This window comes from Desulfovibrio sp. TomC, from assembly GCF_000801335.2.
In the GTDB taxonomy this organism is placed as follows: domain Bacteria; phylum Desulfobacterota; class Desulfovibrionia; order Desulfovibrionales; family Desulfovibrionaceae; genus Solidesulfovibrio.
This window is the reverse complement of the sequence record NZ_JSEH01000019.1, coordinates 1-16,363: the sequence shown is the minus strand read 5'-3', so window position 1 is coordinate 16,363 and position 16,363 is coordinate 1. Positions and strand designations below refer to the sequence as shown.

At 65.9% G+C, this 16,363-nt stretch carries 15 protein-coding genes; 8 read left to right on the top strand and 7 right to left on the bottom strand.

Features of this window, described 5'->3' with window-relative positions; translation table 11 throughout:
* Nucleotides 1–24 precede the first annotated feature (24 nt).
* The 3 genes from cmk to NY78_RS16590 all read right to left on the bottom strand — a co-directional run bounded on the left by cmk (nucleotide 25) and on the right by NY78_RS16590 (nucleotide 2,348).
* Entirely contained in the window at nucleotides 25–693 is a 669-nt protein-coding gene (gene cmk, locus NY78_RS16600; protein WP_043638340.1) for a (d)CMP kinase, read from the bottom strand.
* Nucleotides 683–1,792 (bottom strand): histidinol-phosphate transaminase, encoded by a 1,110-nt coding sequence (hisC, locus tag NY78_RS16595; RefSeq protein WP_043638337.1) that lies wholly within the window; start codon nucleotides 1,790–1,792, stop codon nucleotides 683–685. The genes cmk and hisC overlap by 11 nt, the downstream gene beginning before the upstream one ends.
* Before the next feature lie 106 nt (nucleotides 1,793–1,898).
* Nucleotides 1,899–2,348: a universal stress protein gene (locus NY78_RS16590; RefSeq protein ID WP_043638336.1), complete on the bottom strand. Its 450-nt coding sequence runs from the start codon at nucleotides 2,346–2,348 to the stop codon at nucleotides 1,899–1,901.
* Between the two features lie 284 nt (nucleotides 2,349–2,632).
* Between NY78_RS16590 and NY78_RS16585 the strand changes: the two genes are divergently transcribed.
* Nucleotides 2,633–3,121 (top strand): hypothetical protein, encoded by a 489-nt coding sequence (locus NY78_RS16585; RefSeq protein WP_043638335.1) that lies wholly within the window; start codon nucleotides 2,633–2,635, stop codon nucleotides 3,119–3,121.
* Between the two features lie 195 nt (nucleotides 3,122–3,316).
* Here NY78_RS16585 and thpR read toward each other — a convergent pair whose 3' ends face one another.
* From thpR to NY78_RS16570, 3 genes are all read right to left on the bottom strand, one after another.
* On the bottom strand, nucleotides 3,317–3,886 hold the full coding sequence (gene thpR, locus NY78_RS16580) for an RNA 2',3'-cyclic phosphodiesterase (protein WP_043638334.1): 570 nt from the start codon (nucleotides 3,884–3,886) through the stop codon (nucleotides 3,317–3,319).
* A 102-nt stretch (nucleotides 3,887–3,988) separates the two neighbouring features.
* Nucleotides 3,989–5,281 carry a GGDEF domain-containing response regulator gene (locus tag NY78_RS16575; RefSeq protein WP_043638333.1) on the bottom strand — a complete coding sequence of 431 codons (1,293 nt, stop codon included), beginning with the start codon at nucleotides 5,279–5,281 and terminating at the stop codon, nucleotides 3,989–3,991.
* A 107-nt stretch (nucleotides 5,282–5,388) separates the two neighbouring features.
* Nucleotides 5,389–8,631, bottom strand: coding sequence for a PAS domain S-box protein (locus NY78_RS16570; RefSeq protein WP_231584026.1), 3,243 nt, complete (start codon nucleotides 8,629–8,631; stop codon nucleotides 5,389–5,391).
* Nucleotides 8,632–9,022: 391 nt separating this feature from the next.
* Between NY78_RS16570 and NY78_RS16565 the strand changes: the two genes are divergently transcribed.
* Complete coding sequence (locus NY78_RS16565; protein WP_053062251.1) at nucleotides 9,023–9,658, top strand: tetratricopeptide repeat protein; 636 nt, start codon at nucleotides 9,023–9,025, stop codon at nucleotides 9,656–9,658.
* Between the two features lie 413 nt (nucleotides 9,659–10,071).
* Here the strand turns inward: NY78_RS16565 and NY78_RS16560 are convergent, their stop codons facing one another.
* Entirely contained in the window at nucleotides 10,072–11,283 is a 1,212-nt protein-coding gene (locus NY78_RS16560; protein ID WP_043638330.1) for a hypothetical protein, read from the bottom strand.
* 167 nt (nucleotides 11,284–11,450) lie between these two features.
* Between NY78_RS16560 and NY78_RS16555 the strand changes: the two genes are divergently transcribed.
* The 6 genes from NY78_RS16555 (at nucleotide 11,451) to NY78_RS16530 (ending at nucleotide 16,321) form a co-directional block, all read left to right on the top strand.
* Entirely contained in the window at nucleotides 11,451–12,392 is a 942-nt protein-coding gene (locus tag NY78_RS16555) for a hypothetical protein (protein ID WP_043638327.1), read from the top strand.
* A 193-nt stretch (nucleotides 12,393–12,585) separates the two neighbouring features.
* Entirely contained in the window at nucleotides 12,586–13,617 is a 1,032-nt protein-coding gene (queA, locus tag NY78_RS16550; protein ID WP_231584028.1) for a tRNA preQ1(34) S-adenosylmethionine ribosyltransferase-isomerase QueA, read from the top strand.
* Between the two features lie 95 nt (nucleotides 13,618–13,712).
* Nucleotides 13,713–13,952 carry a 4Fe-4S binding protein gene (locus NY78_RS16545; RefSeq protein ID WP_043638320.1) on the top strand — a complete coding sequence of 80 codons (240 nt, stop codon included), beginning with the start codon at nucleotides 13,713–13,715 and terminating at the stop codon, nucleotides 13,950–13,952.
* Entirely contained in the window at nucleotides 13,952–15,013 is a 1,062-nt protein-coding gene (locus NY78_RS16540) for a 3-methyl-2-oxobutanoate dehydrogenase subunit VorB (RefSeq protein WP_043638315.1), read from the top strand. Before NY78_RS16545 ends, NY78_RS16540 begins: the two co-directional genes overlap by 1 nt.
* Before the next feature lies 1 nt (nucleotide 15,014).
* Nucleotides 15,015–15,767 (top strand): thiamine pyrophosphate-dependent enzyme, encoded by a 753-nt coding sequence (locus NY78_RS16535; RefSeq protein WP_043638314.1) that lies wholly within the window; start codon nucleotides 15,015–15,017, stop codon nucleotides 15,765–15,767.
* Nucleotides 15,768–15,769: 2 nt separating this feature from the next.
* Nucleotides 15,770–16,321, top strand: a complete 552-nt coding sequence (locus tag NY78_RS16530) for a 2-oxoacid:acceptor oxidoreductase family protein (RefSeq protein ID WP_043638310.1) — start codon at nucleotides 15,770–15,772, stop codon at nucleotides 16,319–16,321.
* The last annotated feature ends 42 nt before the right edge of the window (nucleotides 16,322–16,363 follow it).

Below are 16,363 nucleotides of genomic sequence, written 5' to 3'. Positions count from 1 at the left end.
ACGGCCCGGGACAGGGCCGGGCCGTCAGGCGCGCGCGGCGGCCACGATGGCGGCCACCACGGCGTCCTCGGTCATGGCCGAGGTGTCGATGATCCGGGCGTCGGGCGCGGCCGCAAGCGGCGCTTCGGCCCGGTTGCGGTCCTGGTCGTCGCGGCGGCTGATGGCGGCCAGGATTGCGGCGTAGTCTGCCGGCCGGCCCAGGGCGGCCAGTTGGGCCACCCGGCGTCTGGCCCGGACTTCGGCCGAAGCGTCGAGGAAGAATTTGCAGGGCGCGTCCGGAAAGACGGCCGTGCCCATGTCCCGGCCCTCGGCCAGGAGGTCGGTGGTGCGGCCCAGGGCCTGCTGGGCCTGTTTAAGCCGGGCGCGCACCACCGGCAGCACGGCCAGTTTCGAGGCCATGGCCCCGACCTCCTCGGTGCGGGCCGAGTCGGGAAGCGGTTTGCCATCCACGAGCAGCCGGGTGTCAGCCCCGCTGCCGTCCAGGGAAAAGACCACGGCGGCCAGGGCGGCGTCGATGTCGGACTCCGCAAGCCGGTGGCCGTCCTGGCCCAGGCGCAGGGCCACGGCCCGGAACATGGCCCCGGTGTCGAGGTAGGCCAGGCCGAGTTCGCCGGCGGCCCGGCGGGAAACAGACGTCTTGCCTGCCCCGGCCGGGCCGTCGATGGTGATGATGCGTCGGGCGTCAGACGGCATGGTCGATGATGTCCTTGAAGGCGGCCAGGAAGGCGGCGTTTTCCTCGTCGTTGCCGATGCTGACCCGCAGCAGATCCGGCAGGCCGTAGCTTTTGAGCGCCCGCACGATGATGCCGCGCGACAGCAGGCCCTCGAAGACGTCGGCGGCCGGATACGGCGGCTTGAACATCAGGAAATTGGCCTGGGACGGGTACACCCGGCAGCCCATGTCGGTCAGTTTGGCAACCAGCAGGGCGCGCCCCTGGCGGACGGTTTCCAGGCTGGCCGTCACGAAGTCCACGTCTTCCAGCGCGGCCAGCCCGGCCGCCTCGGCCAGCAGGTTGACGCTAAAGGGCAGGCGCACCCGCAGCATGTAGTCCGCCAGCCAATCCGGCATGACGCCGTAACCCAGGCGCAGCCCGGCCAGGCCGTAGAGTTTGGAAAAGGTGCGCAGCACCACGACGTTGTCGCACTGGGCAAAGCGGGCCAGCATGGAATAGCGCTCGGCCGGCTCGGCAAATTCGGCGTAGGCCTCGTCAACCACCAGGAGGGCCTTGGGCGGCAGGGTCCGGGCCAGGGCGAGGATGTCCTCGGCCGGCACGGCATGGCCCGAAGGGTTGTCCGGGTTGGTCAAAAAGACCAGCGAGGTGCGTTCATCGCAGGCCCCGGCCAGGGCCGACAGGTCAAAGGCGAAATCAGCGGCCAGGGGCGGCTGGCGTAATTCCACCCCGCACAGGCGGGTCTGCTGGACATAGATGGAAAAGCACGGGGCAAAGGCCACGACATTGTCGATTCCCGGCCGGCAGGTGACCCGCACGAGCAGATCGATGATCTCGTCAGACCCGTTGCCGGCCACCACACAGGCCGCAGGGACGCCGTGATGGGCGGCCAGGGCGGCGACCAGGGCCGGGTTGCCGGCCCGGGGATAGCGGAAGACCATGTCGGCCTTGCGCGCCAGCACCCGCTTGACCAGGGGCGAAGCCCCCAGGGGGTTTTCATTGCTGGCCAGCTTGATGACACGGCTTAAGCCGTACCGTTCCTTGATCTCTTCCATGGAAAGGCCGGGGGCGTAGGGCGTAAATTCACGCACGTCGTCCCGGACCCGGTCGCTCGGCTGCATCGGGCTACTCCAGAAGGGTTCGGCCGGCCGCGTCGGCGCACAAGGGCGGCGACGCGGCCGGGCCAGTGGCAAAGGGCCGGGGACAGCGGGCATCCCCGGCAGGGCGTTACACGGCTTCCCGGGGCTTGACCGTCAACACCGGACACAGGGCGGACTTGACCACCTTTTCGGCCACGGAGCCGAAGATGATCCGGTCGATGCCGGTCCGGCCATGGGTGCCCATGACGATGATGTCGGTATGGTGTTCCTCGGCGGCGGCCAGGATTTCCTCGGCCGGGTAGCCGGCCAGGACCAGCCCCCGGGCGGGCAGGCCCTTGAAATGTTCGGCCACGAAGTCGTCCATGGTGGACCCGGCCGAGGCCACCACATCGCCGACAAAGGTGTCAAGCGCGGCCTGGGGCACGTTGAAGCCGACATATTCGGCCAAAGACGGAGCAATATAGACGCAGATGATTTCGGCCCCGGTCGCTTGGGCCAGGGTCGCGGCATATTCGGCCACCCTGGGAGAGCCCTCGGAGAAATCCACGGCGCACAGAATCTTTTGCACGCTGGCCATGATTGCGCTCCTTTTTTCCGGGCGTGGGGCGTTCCCGCGCTCAAGTTTGTGCCGGGCCGGCCGAAAAGAGGAAAACGGCCCGGTTAGGGCAGGATGCCAAAGTGGATGGCAATAGACAAGGCGTTTGCGGTGTTCTATCTAGGAGACGGCAGACGTGGCCGGCAAGGCAATTTTTTCCGCCTGCCATATTTTATTTTTACTGACAATCCGAGACGTTAGCCGATAGAGACTGTGTGGCAGGCTTTTTGCTTGTAACTGGCAAACGTCAACGGGGGGGAAGGCTGATGAAGATCCAGACCGACCAACTGACCGCCCTGCGGCAGACCACGGAACAGTCCAAGGGGACCCAGGAAAGTTCGGACGCCTTCGCTGCCCTGCTGGCCAAGGAAACCGGATCGGCCGATGCCGCCCAGTCTACGGGCCTCGTCGCGCCGCCGCTTTCGAGCCTCTCCGGGATAGATCTTGCCAGTCTCCAGAGTGTCGGATCAGCCGACGCCGCCGGGGAAATCAACGAACAAGAGCGCGCCGCTATGGAAAACATGGACTCCTTGTTGTCTGAGTGGGAAAACTACGCCGACAAGCTGGCCACCGGCAGCGGGGGGGATTCCCTCAAGCAGGCCTACGGCGTCCTGGAAAACATCGAAAGCGGCGTCAGGCAGCTCAAGGAGGATCTGCCCCAAAGCTCCAGCTCCGGTCTCGGTTCCCTGGTCAACGAACTGGAAGTCATGACCGTTACCGAAAAGTTCAAGTTCAACCGGGGCGATTACATGTAAAACAGCGCCCCCGTCCGGACGTACCCCGCGTCCCGAGGACTGTTCCAGGCCGCCTGCCGCATGTTCGCAGGCGGCTTTCTTTTTGGCGGCAGCCCGGCCCGGACATCCGGTGCAACCGGACGGGACACCCTGGCGGGCATGGTTGCCGGAGCGTCTCGTCCGAGGTCCGGCCCGGCAACGGCCGGTCTGGGCCAATCACGACGGTGTCGCGGCAAATCGGGCCAGGGGCGTGTAGTGCGGCCCGGGCGACGTTGGCCGCGAGGCAAAAAGCGTCATTGCCTGCACGGCGGCGGCCGGCCAGACCACGGCCTCCAGCAGGGCGCGCAGCCTGTCCGCGTCGTCGCTGTTGCTCCAGGCCTTGATGCGGCCCAGGGTCAGGTGGGCGGTGAACGGGCGGGTTTCGGCGGGAAAGCCGACCGGGACCAGGGCGGCGTCCACGGATGACGCCAACTGGCGGCACGGCGCCGCACCGGCGGCCAGGCCGGCCCAGACCACCCGGGGGCGGGCCGGGCCGGGAAAAAAACCGCCGCCCCCGGGCGTCAGGACAAACGGGGCAAAAGGGATAGCGGCCAGGGCCGTTGTCACCGCCTCCAGGCGTTCCCTCGCGACGTCGCCCAGAAATTTGAGCGTGATATGGGCGTTGCCTTCCCGGGTCCAGACGGCGGCAGCGCCGACCCTGGCCCGAAGTTGGTCAACCAGTCCGGCCACGAGGGCCTGATGGGCCGGGGGCAGCTCAATGCCGACAAAAAGGCGCTGGGTCTCCATGGAACCGGTGTACTCCCGGGCGCAGCGGCTGGGAAGCCGCTCGGGCCAGGGCCGGCCGCGACCGTGCGGGAGCGACGGCCGCGGCCGGCCCGCATCGGGGCGCTAGTGTGCGACCACGCGGTTTCGCCCGGTCTCTTTGGCCCGGTAGAGGGCCGCATCGGCCCGGGCGACCAGTTTGTCCGGCGTGTCGCCGGGGAGGTTGACGGTGACCCCGAAGCTGCAGGTCAGGCTGCCGGCGGCCGGGAACCGATGCTGCTCGATGTCCAGGCGCAGGCGCTCGGCCAGGTGTCCGGCCTCCTCCAGGCTGGTCTGGGGGGCGATCAGCAGGAATTCCTCGCCGCCGAAACGGCCGAAGGTGTCGAGGTTGCGGACATGGCGGGAGACAAGGGCGGTCAGTGTGGTCAGCACCGCGTCGCCGGCCGGATGGCCGTAGGTGTCGTTGACGACCTTGAAGTGGTCGATGTCGAACATGATGACGCTGACGCTGGCGGGGTGGCGCTGGGTGCGGTTGCATTCGCGCTCCAGGGCCTCGGCCAGTTCGGCCCGGTTGGCGATGCCGGTCAGGGCGTCGGTGGTGGCGCGGATGTGCAGCAGCCGCCGCTCCTCGGCCAGGGGAGTGATGTCGGTGAAGTTGACGATGGTGCGGTCCAGCTCCGGAAAGGCGGCCATCGAAACGAGGTAGGTGCGTTCGCGTTCGTCCTGGCCGGGTCTGGCCGTGAACACGGCCTGATGGCTCATGTTTTCGCGCTTGTCGAGCAGGGCCGTCCAGGTCAGATCGGCGGCAGTATGGGACCGGCCGTCGATTTCAAGCGTGCGCCCGGCGTGCTGTCCGTTTTTGAGGGCCGGGAGATTGGGTGCGCCGAGGAAATCGAGAAAGGTGCGGTTGACGTAGTCCACCTCGCCGGCGTGCAGGGTGAGGATGAAGTTGGGATTGATGTCGAGAATGAACCGGAACATCCCGGCCCGGGCCTCGGCCGCCCGTGAATCGAGCAGCCCTTTGGCCAGTTTGGCCAGCAGGGTCAGCAGGTTGTCGGCATCGATGGGCTTGACCACGTAGCCGTCGATGGAAATTTCGATGGAGCGCAGGAAAAACTGTGTGTCGCTGTGGGCGGTGACCAGGATGACCGGCGTGGCCGGGTCCATGGCCTTTATGGCCTGGGCCATGTCCAGGCCGTCGAGGCGGGGCATGTTGATGTCGGTGACGACAATGTCGGGGCGTTCGTATTTGAAGGTTTCCAGACCTTCGGCCCCGTCAGCGGCCGTGGTGAGCTTGGCGGCAAAGCGCGAAAGCAGCAGGCTCATTTGTTCCCGGGCGAACCGGTCGTCCTCAACCACGAGGATATGCATGGAACGCAGGGGGCGCAGGCGTTCGGGCACGTGGGGGGGCTTGATCATGGCGTATCTCCTGACTCAGACGGCTTCCCGGCGGCAAGGGTGGTGACCCTGAAAACGAGAGTATTTGTAAAAAAAAGAGTGCGTGTTGCCCGGTGTCCCCACGAAAATCACTGTTGCGGACGCGATGCCAGAGGCAGCCGGATGATGAGCCGGGCGCCGTCGGCGAGGTTGGCTGCGGTGAGGGAACCGAGCATGTGGTCGGTGATGATGGTTTTGGACATGTACAGGCCAAGGCCGGTCCCGTCCTGGTTGCCCTTGGTGGTGAAATAGGGATCGAAAATGCGTTCCAGGATGTCCGGGGCTATGCCGCCGCCGTTGTCGCGGATGGACACCACGGCCTTGCCCCGACGCTCCATGACCCGGATGTCGATGTGCCCGACCGGCGGATGCTTGGCCAGGACGGCATCCTTGGCATTGCCAAGCAGGTTCAGCACCACCTGGGCGAATTCGCCGCGAAAGCCCTCCACCAGGGGATTGTGGCGGGCGATAAACCGCACGGTGATGCCGTGCTGGACCAGGCTGGCCTCGATCAGGAGCAGGGCGTCGCCAACGGCGTCCACGACCAGGAACGGTTCGCGTTTGCGGTCGGGTTTGAAGAAATTGCGAAAGTCGTCGATGGTCGAGGACATCTTGCGCAAAATATCAAAGGCCTGTTTGTGGGCCGTGTCCAGGGCGCGGGTATCCTCGCACACGCCTTCGTATTCAAAACGCAGGTTGGCCAGCAGGATGCTCAGGGCGTTTAAGGGCTGTCGCCACTGGTGGGCGATGTTGCCGATCATTTCGCCCATGGCGGCCAGACGGGTCTGGTTGAGCAGCAGGATGTCCTTGTGGCGGTTTTTCTCGGTCTCCTCGCGCACTCGGCGGGCCAGATCGTGGTTGAGCGCCGAAATCTCCTCCTGGCGGGCACTCAGGGCGGCCTGGACGCGCTTGCGTTCGGTGACGTCGCGCACATTGGCCAAAATGACGTGGCGCTCCCCGACCAGGATGCGGCGCAGATAGACCTCGACGTAAAACAGACTGTTGTCGTGGGGGCGGCGGGCTTTCCATTCAAAAAAGCGTTCCTCGCCGGCCATGGCGTCGTGCCAGTAGACGGCGAGTTTTTCCTTGGGCATGTCGGGGCTGGTGTAGTCGGCGTCGAGGGCAAAGGAGGCGGCTTCATCCCGCCGCACGCCGTAGAGTTCGAGCATCTTGTCGTTGACGTCCAGGATGCGGCCCTGTTCATCGTGCAGGAAGATGGCGTCGTAGGTGCTGTTGAAGACTTTGCGAAAGCGGTCTTCGGACATGGTGAGGCGTTCCGCATTGGCCCGTCGTTCGGAGATGTCCCGGAAAAAGGCCAGGATGGCCGGCCGGCCGCCATAGGTGATGGCCTGGGCCGAAATGTCGGCGTAAAACACCTCGCCGGTATTGCGCCGGCAGGCAATGCTCTCCAGCAGGCGGCGGTTGCCGGCGGCGATCTCGGCAAATCGGGCCACGGCCGTTTCGCGGTCGGCCTCGGGATGCAGTTCCCAGGGAGCCAGGGCCGTGAGCTGGCTTGGGGTGTAGCCAAACATCCGGCAGGCGGCGGCATTGACCCGGACAACCGTCCGGGCCTTGGCGTCGGCGATGACCAGACCGTCGGACGTCTCGTTGTAAATGGCTTCCAGCTCTTCATTTGTTTCCCGCAGCCGGGCCAGGGCGTTGCGGTAGGCGGTGATGTCCCGGGACAGGGTGACCAGTCCCTTGGGGGAGCCGTCGGCGTTGAAAAGCGGGGCTTTGGTGACGTCAAAGTGGCGCTGCTGGCCGGCCGGGGTGGTCATGGAGATGCCGTAGACCGTTACGTCATGATTGGCCCAGGCCCGGGCGTCAGTGACTGCGGCGGTTTCAAAGGCGTCACGGGCGATCAGGCTTTTTTCGGCCAGCTCCGCATCGGTCAGGCCCTGCCAGGGGACGCCGGTCAGACCGAAGTCGTCGATCTGCGCCGGATTGGCCACGATCCAACGGCCCTTCGCGTCCTTGAAACAGACCGGGTCGGGCATGGCGTCCAGGAGCGAACGCAGACGGTGCTCGCTCTCGGCCAGCTCCCGGGCCGCCCGGCGACGTTCGGAAGTCTCCAGGCCCAGACTCAGCATGTCGGCCATGGAACCGGCAAAGGCCAGCTCGTCGTCAGACCAGCGGCGCGGCGTGCCCGTATGCTCCAGGCACAACACCCCGGCCACCCGGCCGGCAAAACGAAACGGCGCGTCGAGCAGGGAAACGACGCCCCGGGGCCTCAGATAGTCCTCGCTAAAAGGCCGGGTCAGCGGTGCGGTTTCGGCATGGTCGGCCGCGACCACCCGTTCATGGGATATGGCGGCAAAATAGTCCGGATAGTTCAGGCAGGGCAGGCTCATGCCCTCGTCCTCACTCCCTGTGCCGCCGCCAAGCAGGCACACCAGCCGGTCATGGGTCGGCGAAAACACCCATACCCCGGCCCGGCCGACGCCCAGAACCGCCATGGCCCGCTGCACCAGGGTCGTGGCGAACTCCTTGAATTTTCCATCCTCCAGGGACCGCGCGCCGCCAAGGTCGAAAATAGCCCTGGCCTGGGCGTTTAACCGCACCATGCGCCCGGTCAGCTCCTGCTCACGGTGGTTGATCTCCCGGAAAAGCAGGTGGTACGGCCGGCTTATGCCTGTCACCACAATGGCTTGGCAGCCCAGGCAGTAGCCCAGGACTTTGAGGATGTGCCCGACCACGCAGCCTGGGCCGTGCAGAGAACCAACCGCGCACAAGGCACTGGACACGGCCAGACAGGCCAGACAGGCCAGCAGCAATCGGCCGATGGATCGGGCCAGCTGCCGGCGTGAACGCCATATTCCGGCCCAGGCCGCCATATACAGCAACGAGGCCAGACCCAGGCCGATGCGTTGGATCAGGAGATGCCCTTGGGACTCGAAAGGGGCAAGCCCCCACAGTGTCGACTCGTCCAGCGGTTTGAGCGGGATGACGACCAGGGCCAGCACCATGGCCGCAACCACGATCAGGCCGCCGGCAAGGACAGGAGGAACCCGGCGGTTTTGCGCCAACCAGGCCCCGACGCCAAGGGATGCGGCCAAAACCAGGACGCCGACGGTGCGCAGTCCCGATACCATGGCCTCGGCAGAGAGCCAATGCAACGTGGACGCCGTGGCCATCAGCCGGGTCGCATCAAAAACCGCCGCCGCCAGGAAGGCCATGCCCAGCACCAGCAGGAATCCATGTTCCACATGGCTCCGGGCGTTCCATATCACGAGAAATGTGGCCATCCCGGTCACGACGCAGATCAAATCAGACAGGAATTCAAACAAATTCGTGTCGTAGTACCCAAGGACACCCATAATGACAGCGATCAAGCCGATAACTATGAGTCTGCTCTGGGGAGTGGAGGCTGGCAGGCCTATGTTCGATGCGTCCGTTGCTGCCGACATGGTCGTTACGCCAAGGTCGGCCCCAAGGCCGGACAGGAGGGAAAAGTGGTGGGCAGACCAAAATACAGGCGCACAACGCTTGGATACGACTCAATCATGCGATGCACAAGTACTCCGAAACCTGCGTGAGGGCTTTTCTCATGGGCTATTATCCTGTACGTCGGTCGGGAATGTCCGTCAAGCCACTCCTGCCAGGGACAGGGGAGGGGATTGACAGGGCCGGGAATTCGAGACTACCTTCAACATGTTCTGATAGTTCAAGAAGATACGTTTTCAGGCGCGCCACGGCGGGCCTTGTTCACCCAGGAGACGCACCATGCTTCCACTGCCCCGCCTGCGATCCGCAGCCCTCCTTTGCCTCCTGCTGGCCGTAAGCCTCCTGGCAGCCTGCCAGAAACAGACGCCGCCGCCCCTGCCCAGCGCGCCCCCGCCCACCCCGGCCGAACGCCTGGGAAAAGCCAGACAGTCGGTCGCCGCCGGCAACTGCGCCGCCGTCAGGCCTGAACTCGACGAACTCGTCCGGCAACTGCCCCAGTCCGCCGAAGCCTTCTTGCTGCTTGGGCTGTGCGCCGCCAAAGAGCAGCTCCCCGATCGGGCCGAAGCCGCCCTGGCCAAAGCGGCCAGCCTCGACCCCGCCAACCCGCAGCCCCTCGAAGCCCTGGGCATCCTGCGCTACACCCAGTCCCGGTTCCCGGCCGCCAAAGAGGCCCTCTCCCAGGCCGCCGACCGTCATTCCGCCAATCCCCAGACGTATTACTACCTCGGCAACCTGGACATGCAGGCCGGCAACTGTCCCAGCGCCCTGGACAACTACCGCAAAGCCATGGCCAAAGGCCCGACCTTCGCTGCAGCCGCCAAAGAATACCGCGCCGCCGTCGCCGCCTGCACCAAAGTGAACCAGCCAGCCGCTGCGCCAGCGGCAGCGGCCGCGAAGCCGCGCGTCGGGAAGTGAGAGGGGAAGAGGGTGGAGCGGGGAAGTGAGGAGAAGACCAGGGCTTTACCCTGGACCCACCGGGGGGATGATCCCCCCGGACCCCTCGACAGGGTCAGGTCAACGGGCGGAGAAGCCGTCGGCAGGCGTCGGCGTGAGAGAATGGGGCTTGGGATTGGGGTTGACGCGCCCGTCGCTGGCGCGCCAGACGCATCGACCCCAATCCCAAGCCCCGACTCGCCAGCGGGCTTCGGCCTTTGGCGCAAGCAAAGCCTTGCGCCAAAGGCCGAAGCCCGCATTTCGTTGGAGAGAGAGAGCGACCAGATGGGGCATAGCGTAAGCCGAGTTTCCCCATTGCAGGGGTCCGGGGGGATCATCCCTCCGGTGGGGTTCGGGGCAACGCCCCGATTTTCTTTTGCATGTCGCCTCCGCGCTTAGGGCGCGGCGGCGGACAAAATCGCGGCGACGGTGTCGGGGTGGCGGACGATGGCGGTGCGGGGGCAGATGGCGGCGGCGCGGTGGGCGAGGTCATCGCGGTCGGTGACGAAGATGGCCCGCAGATCGGTGGTGTAGCCGGCCAGGGCCGCGAGCAGGCTAATGCCTTGGGGGCCGGTGCAGCAGACGAGGTGCGGTCCGGTTTCGAGATGAAGGCCAAGGGCGGCGTTGAGGTTGCGCAGTCCTTCGGCCGGGGAAAAATCGTTCCACAGGTCGCGGTTGGCGGCGGTGGGGGTGATGGTGAGGTCGTGGCCGTCGTCATCGACGCGAAAGTGCAGGCGTTCGGGGTCGACGGCATCGACGACGTCGTGGACGTGTTCGAGCAGGGCCAGGGAGGCGTCTTCGTCGATGGAGGCGGTGACGTCTTGGCGGGCGATGCTGGTTTCGCCGCGCCGAAACTGGAGTCCGGTGCCGACGCAGGTGAAGGCGATCCAGGCCGGGTCGGCCATGAGGGCGGCGAGGCGGCTGTTTATGGCTTCGAGCAGATCGGCTTTTTCCTGGGAGAGTGGCGCTTCTCCCTGGTCGCCGTCCGGGGTTTGCCACTGCCGGCCCAGTGATGCGGCGTAGGCGAAGGTGTGGGGCGGCATGGTGGTGCGGTCGACAATGCCGGGTCCGGTCAGCGGGGCGTCGGACCACAGCACGGGTTTTTTGCTGCGGGCCATGGCGAAGCGGCAGGCGGCCACGGCGTTCCAGGCGGGCTGGACAGTGGTCAGCAGGCGTTGGCTGGACGGGTGATAGAGGGCGTCGCAGTCGCAGATGAGGGTATTGACGGTTTCGCCGGCAATATTTTTAAGCCCGCGCCGGATGGCGTCGCGCAGGCCGGGCCGGTGTTTGCCCAGGCGTTTCAAAAGGGCTTCGCGGCCGTCTTCAAGGTAGGCGAGGTCGTTTTCCAGCGGGCTGATTTCCCCGGCCAGGTCAAGGGACAGGCTGACGTCTTCGCCGTGGCGCAGGCTGGCGACGTGGTCGCGGCCGGCGGCCCGGCGCAGTTCGGCCAGGGCCAGGGCGAGTCCGGCCGGCAGTTCGGCCGGCAGCGGGCGTCCGGCCAGGAGGGCGGCGGCGGCCTGGCGGCGCAGGCCAGCGGTCTGGGCCATAAGGACGATCAGTCCGTCGAGGGTATCGACTGGGGCAATATGGGGCGGGGGTTGGTGCATGACGGTGTTCCTTGGACTATTTCACCGGAAAAAGACCCGGTTGGCAAAGGAAATATAGATTGGCGGCCCGGAAAAGGCCTTGGGGCGGCGCGGTTGCTTCGACGGGTGGCTTGCGCTAGACAGGTCGGGCGTCCGCACAGCGCGGACGGCGAGCCAAGGGGGCAGACATGCGGCTTTTGACGCGATCGGATTTTGACGGACTGATCTGTGCGGTGCTGCTCAAGGAAGCCGGCATCATGGACGAGTGGGTGTTTGTGCATCCCAAAGACGTCCAGGACGGCAAGGTGGCCTGCGGCCCGGATGATATCCTGGCCAACGTGCCGTATGCCCCGGGCTGCGGGCTGTGGTTCGACCACCACACCAGCGAGGCCGACCGCCTGGGCGATTTTGAATTTACCGGCGTGTCCAAGCCCCTGCCGAGCTGCGCCCGGGTCATCTGGGAGTATTACGGCGGCCATGCCCGTTTCCCCAAGCGTTTCGACGAGATGCTGGCCTATGTCGACCGCTGCGACAGCGGCGATCTGCGGCCCGGGGAAGTGGCCGATCCGGCCGGCTGGATTCTCCTCAGTTTTCTCATGGACCCGCGCACCGGCCTTGGCCGCTACCGCGATTACCACATCAGCAACTACCAACTCATGATGAAGATGGTAGATCTGTGCCGCACCGAGTCTGTTGCCGCCATCCTGGCCGATCCGGACGTGGCCGAGCGGGTTACGCGCTATTTCGAGCAGGAGGCCCAGTTTACGGCCATGCTGCGGCAGCGCTCGAAGATGGTGGGCAAGGTGCTCTTGATCGACTTGCGCGAGCAGGAGGAAATTTATACCGGCAACCGGTTCTCGGCCTATGCGCTGTTTCCCGACGCCGACGTCAGCGTCCAGGTCATCTGGGGCAAGGCCAGGCAGAACGTGGTGCTCACCGTCGGCAAGTCGATTTTCGACCGCAGCAATCCCACGGACATCGGGCGGCTGATGCTGGCCTACGGCGGCGGCGGCCACAAAAACGTCGGCACCTGCCAGGTGCCCGAGGAACAGGCCGAGCAGGTGATAAGCGACGTGGTGGCGGTGCTGGGTGGCCAAAGGTCCCAACCGCCCCTGACGGGCGCGGCCTGATCCGTCGCACCCCAGGCTGATTATTGGCGGCGGACCGGACATTCCCGGCCCGCCGTCTCGTTCTCCTGACCCGTAACCCCGGCTTGTCCAGGAAATCCCCTTGTCCGATCCGCTTTCGCCGCCCGCCGCCCACGCCGCCCCCGCCGTTCCTGACGATCTGCTGGCCTCGTACCAGTTCGACCTGCCTGACGGCATGATTGCCGAGCGCCCCTGCGCCGTGCGCGACGCCTGCCGGCTGATGGTCCTTGACCGGGCCGCCGGGGCGGTTTCCCACCGCGTTTTTTCCGAGTTGCCCGACCTGCTCCCCGAGGGCGCGCTGCTGGTCGCCAACAACACCAAGGTGGCCCCGGTGCGCTTGCTTGGCCGGCGTCCGACCGGCGGGGCCGTGGAATTTCTGCTCTTAACCCCCGTCGCCCTGCTGACCCCCGAGACCGACCCGGCCACGGGCTGGTCCTCGGCCCCGGCCGCCGGGTTGCTGCGCGTATCCCGACCGCCCAGGCCCGGGGACCGGTTCGTGTTCGGCCCGGATCTGGCCGTCACCGCCGTCTCCCGGGGGGCCTTCGGCCATACCGAGGTGACGCTCGCCTGGCGCGGCAGCCTGCCGGACGTGCTCGCGCGCATCGGGCATGTGCCCCTGCCGCCGTACATCCGTCGGCCGGACGATGCGGCCGACCGCGCCACCTACCAGACCGTCTACGCCCGCGACGACAAGCTCGGCAGCGCGGCAGCGCCTACGGCCGGTCTGCATTTTACCGAGGAACTCCTGGAAACGTTGGGCGCGCGCGGCTTTGGCTTTGCCGCCGTCACCTGCCACGTGGGCGTGGGCACCTTTTCGCCGGTACGCGTCCCGGACCTGCGCGACCATGCCATGCACCAGGAATGGATCGAGATTTCCCCGGAAACGGCCTCGGCCGTGTCCCAGGCCAAGCGTGACGGCCGGCCGGTCATTGCCGTCGGCACCACCGCCGCCCGGACCCTCGAAGGGGTGGTGCGCGAAACCGGTTCTTTCGCGGCTTTTGCCGGGCAAACCGACATCTTCATCCGGCCCGGGTACCGCTTTGCCGTGGTGGACGGCATGGTCACGAATTTCCATTTGCCTGGATCATCGCTGGTGATTATGCTGGCCGCCCTGGCCGGGCGTGAAAGAATCCTGTCGGCCTACGGACAGGCCATCGCTTCCGGTTACCGTTTCTTTTCCTACGGCGACGCCATGCTGGTTTTGTAGCCGTCCTGGCGTTTCCCCACCGCCTTGCCTATTCGGGCCTGGGCCGCGCTCCATGGGAGGAGCCGCGCCGATCCCCTGCCCCCAAGGAGAAACAGATGTCGCGGATTGTCATCGACGAGCAGCGCTGCAAGGGCTGTCTGCTTTGCGTCGAGGCCTGCCCCAAGTCCATTGTCGTGGCCTCGTCGCGGTTTAATGCCAAGGGCTACAAGGTAGCCGAACTGCCTGCGGCCGATATGGACAAATGCACGGGCTGCGCCTCCTGCGCCCAGATGTGCCCGGACGTGGCCATCACCGTTTGGCGCACGGCCAAAAGCAAAGCCAAGGAGAACGAGTGATGTCGGCCAAACGCATCTTTATAAAGGGCAATGAAGCCATTGCCCAGGGCGCTCTGGACGCCGGCTGCCGTTGCTATTTCGGCTATCCCATCACCCCCCAAAACGACATCCCGGAAAAGCTGTCCTCGGCCATGCCGGCCATTGGCGGCGAATTTGTCCAGGCCGAATCCGAAGTGGCCTCGGCCAACATGCTGCTTGGCGCGGCCGCCTGCGGCGTGCGGGCCATGACCACCTCGTCAAGCCCGGGCGTGTCGCTCATGCAGGAGGCCATCTCCTACATGGCCGGTTCCGAACTGCCCGGCGTCATCGTCAACATGAACCGGGGCGGCCCCGGCCTTGGCGATATCGGTTCTTCCCAGGGCGACTACTACCAGTCCGTCAAGGGCGGCGGCCATGGCGACTACCGCACCCTGGTCCTGGCCCCGGCCAGCTGCCAGGAATGCTACGACCTGACCTTCGAGGCCTTTGATCTGGCCTTTAAATACCGCAATCCCGTGCTCATCCTCGGCGACGCCATCGTCGGCCAGATGAAGGAGCCGGTGGCCCCGCGCGCCCCGCTCCCCATCGACCCCGAAGCCGGGGCCGACTGGAAGCTGACCGGACGCGGACAGCGCGCCCCGCGCATCCTCAAGTCGCTTTTCCTCGACGACGGAGCCCTGGCCGGCCAGAACCTGCATTTGCAGCAGAAGTACCAGTCCATGCAGGCCGAAGTGCGCTACGAGGCCTTCGAGACTGCCGACGCCGAACTGATCGTGGTGGCCTTCGGCTCCATCGGCCGCATCGCCAAGTCCACGGTGCGCACCCTTCGGGCCAAGGGGCTTAAGGTCGGGCTGTTCCGGCCCATCACGCTGTTCCCCTTCCCCGAGGCCGAGCTGCGCGCCCTGGCCGGACAGGGCAAGCGGTTTCTCACCATCGAGCACAACCTCGGCCAGATGGTCGACGACGTGCGTCTGGCCGTGCGCGGCATCGCCGATTCGGACTTCTTCGGCTTCCTCCCCGGAAACATGCCGACGCCCGAAGACTTCGACGCGCCCATCCGCGCCGCTGTGAAGGGGGCTTAACATGCAGGAACAACTTGTATTCGACCGCCCGGACGTCCTGGCCGACGTGCCCACCCACTACTGTCCCGGCTGCCAGCACGGCGTGATCCACCGCATCGTGGCCGAGTGCCTGGAAGAGTTCGGACTGGTGGAGAAAACCATTGCGGTCAGCGCCATCGGCTGCTCGGTCTTTATCTACAACTACGTCCTCGTCGACACCGTCGAGGCCCCGCACGGCCGCGCCCCGGCCGTGGCCACCGGCGTCAAACGCGCCCGCAAGGACGCCTTTGTCTTCGCCTACCAGGGCGACGGCGACCTGGCCTCCATCGGCCTGGCCGAGATCATGCACGCCGCCAACCGGGGCGAACGCATCTCGGTCATCTTCGTCAACAACACCGTCTACGGCATGACCGGCGGCCAGATGGCCCCGACCACCATGATCGGCCAGAAGACCACCACCTGCCCCGGCGGGCGCTGCCTGGAACGCGAAGGCGGCCCCATGCACATGGCCGAAATCATCGCCACCTTGGGCGGCGTGGCCTACTGCGCCCGCACCGCCGTCAACAACATGAAGAATATGGCCCAGACCAAACGGGCCATCCGCCGGGCTTTTGAGACCCAGTTGAACGACGAGGGCTTCGGCTTCGTCGAGATCCTGGCCACCTGCCCCACCAACTGGAAGCTCTCGCCCGTGGCGTCCAACGAACGCATCGGCAAGGAAATGATCCCCGAATTCCCGCTCGGCGTCTTCAAGGACGCAGCCAAGGAGGAATAGCCGTGAGCCTCTACCAGGACGTGATCATCGCCGGATTCGGCGGCCAGGGCGTCATGCTCATCGGCAACTTGCTGGCCTACGCCGGCATGGAACATGGGTTAAACGTCACCTACATCCCGGTCTACGGGCCGGAAATGCGCGGCGGCACCGCCAACTGCACCGTCGTCATCTCCGACGACGCCATTGGTTCGCCCATTATCCGCAGCCCCAAAAGCCTCATTATCATGAACCGCCCGTCGCTGGACAAGTTCCAGCCCCAGCTCATCGACGGCGGCGTGCTCATCGTCAACTCGTCCCTGATCGACCCGGCCCTGGCCGACGCCGCCCGCGTGCGTCTCGTGCCCGTGGCCTGCAATGAAATCGCCGACTCCCTCGGCAATACCCGCATGGCCAACATGGTGGCCCTTGGCGCCTACGTCGAGGCCACCGGCGTGCTGCCGCTGTCCGCCGTCGAAGACAGCCTCGGCCACGTCATCGCCAAGCACTACAGCCACCTCATCCCCAAAAATGCCGAAGCCCTGCGCGCCGGCGCTGCAGCAGTGGGTAAGGCGTAGGAAGGGAAGAAAAGATAGAAGAGAAGATGCCTCCGGCGGCGG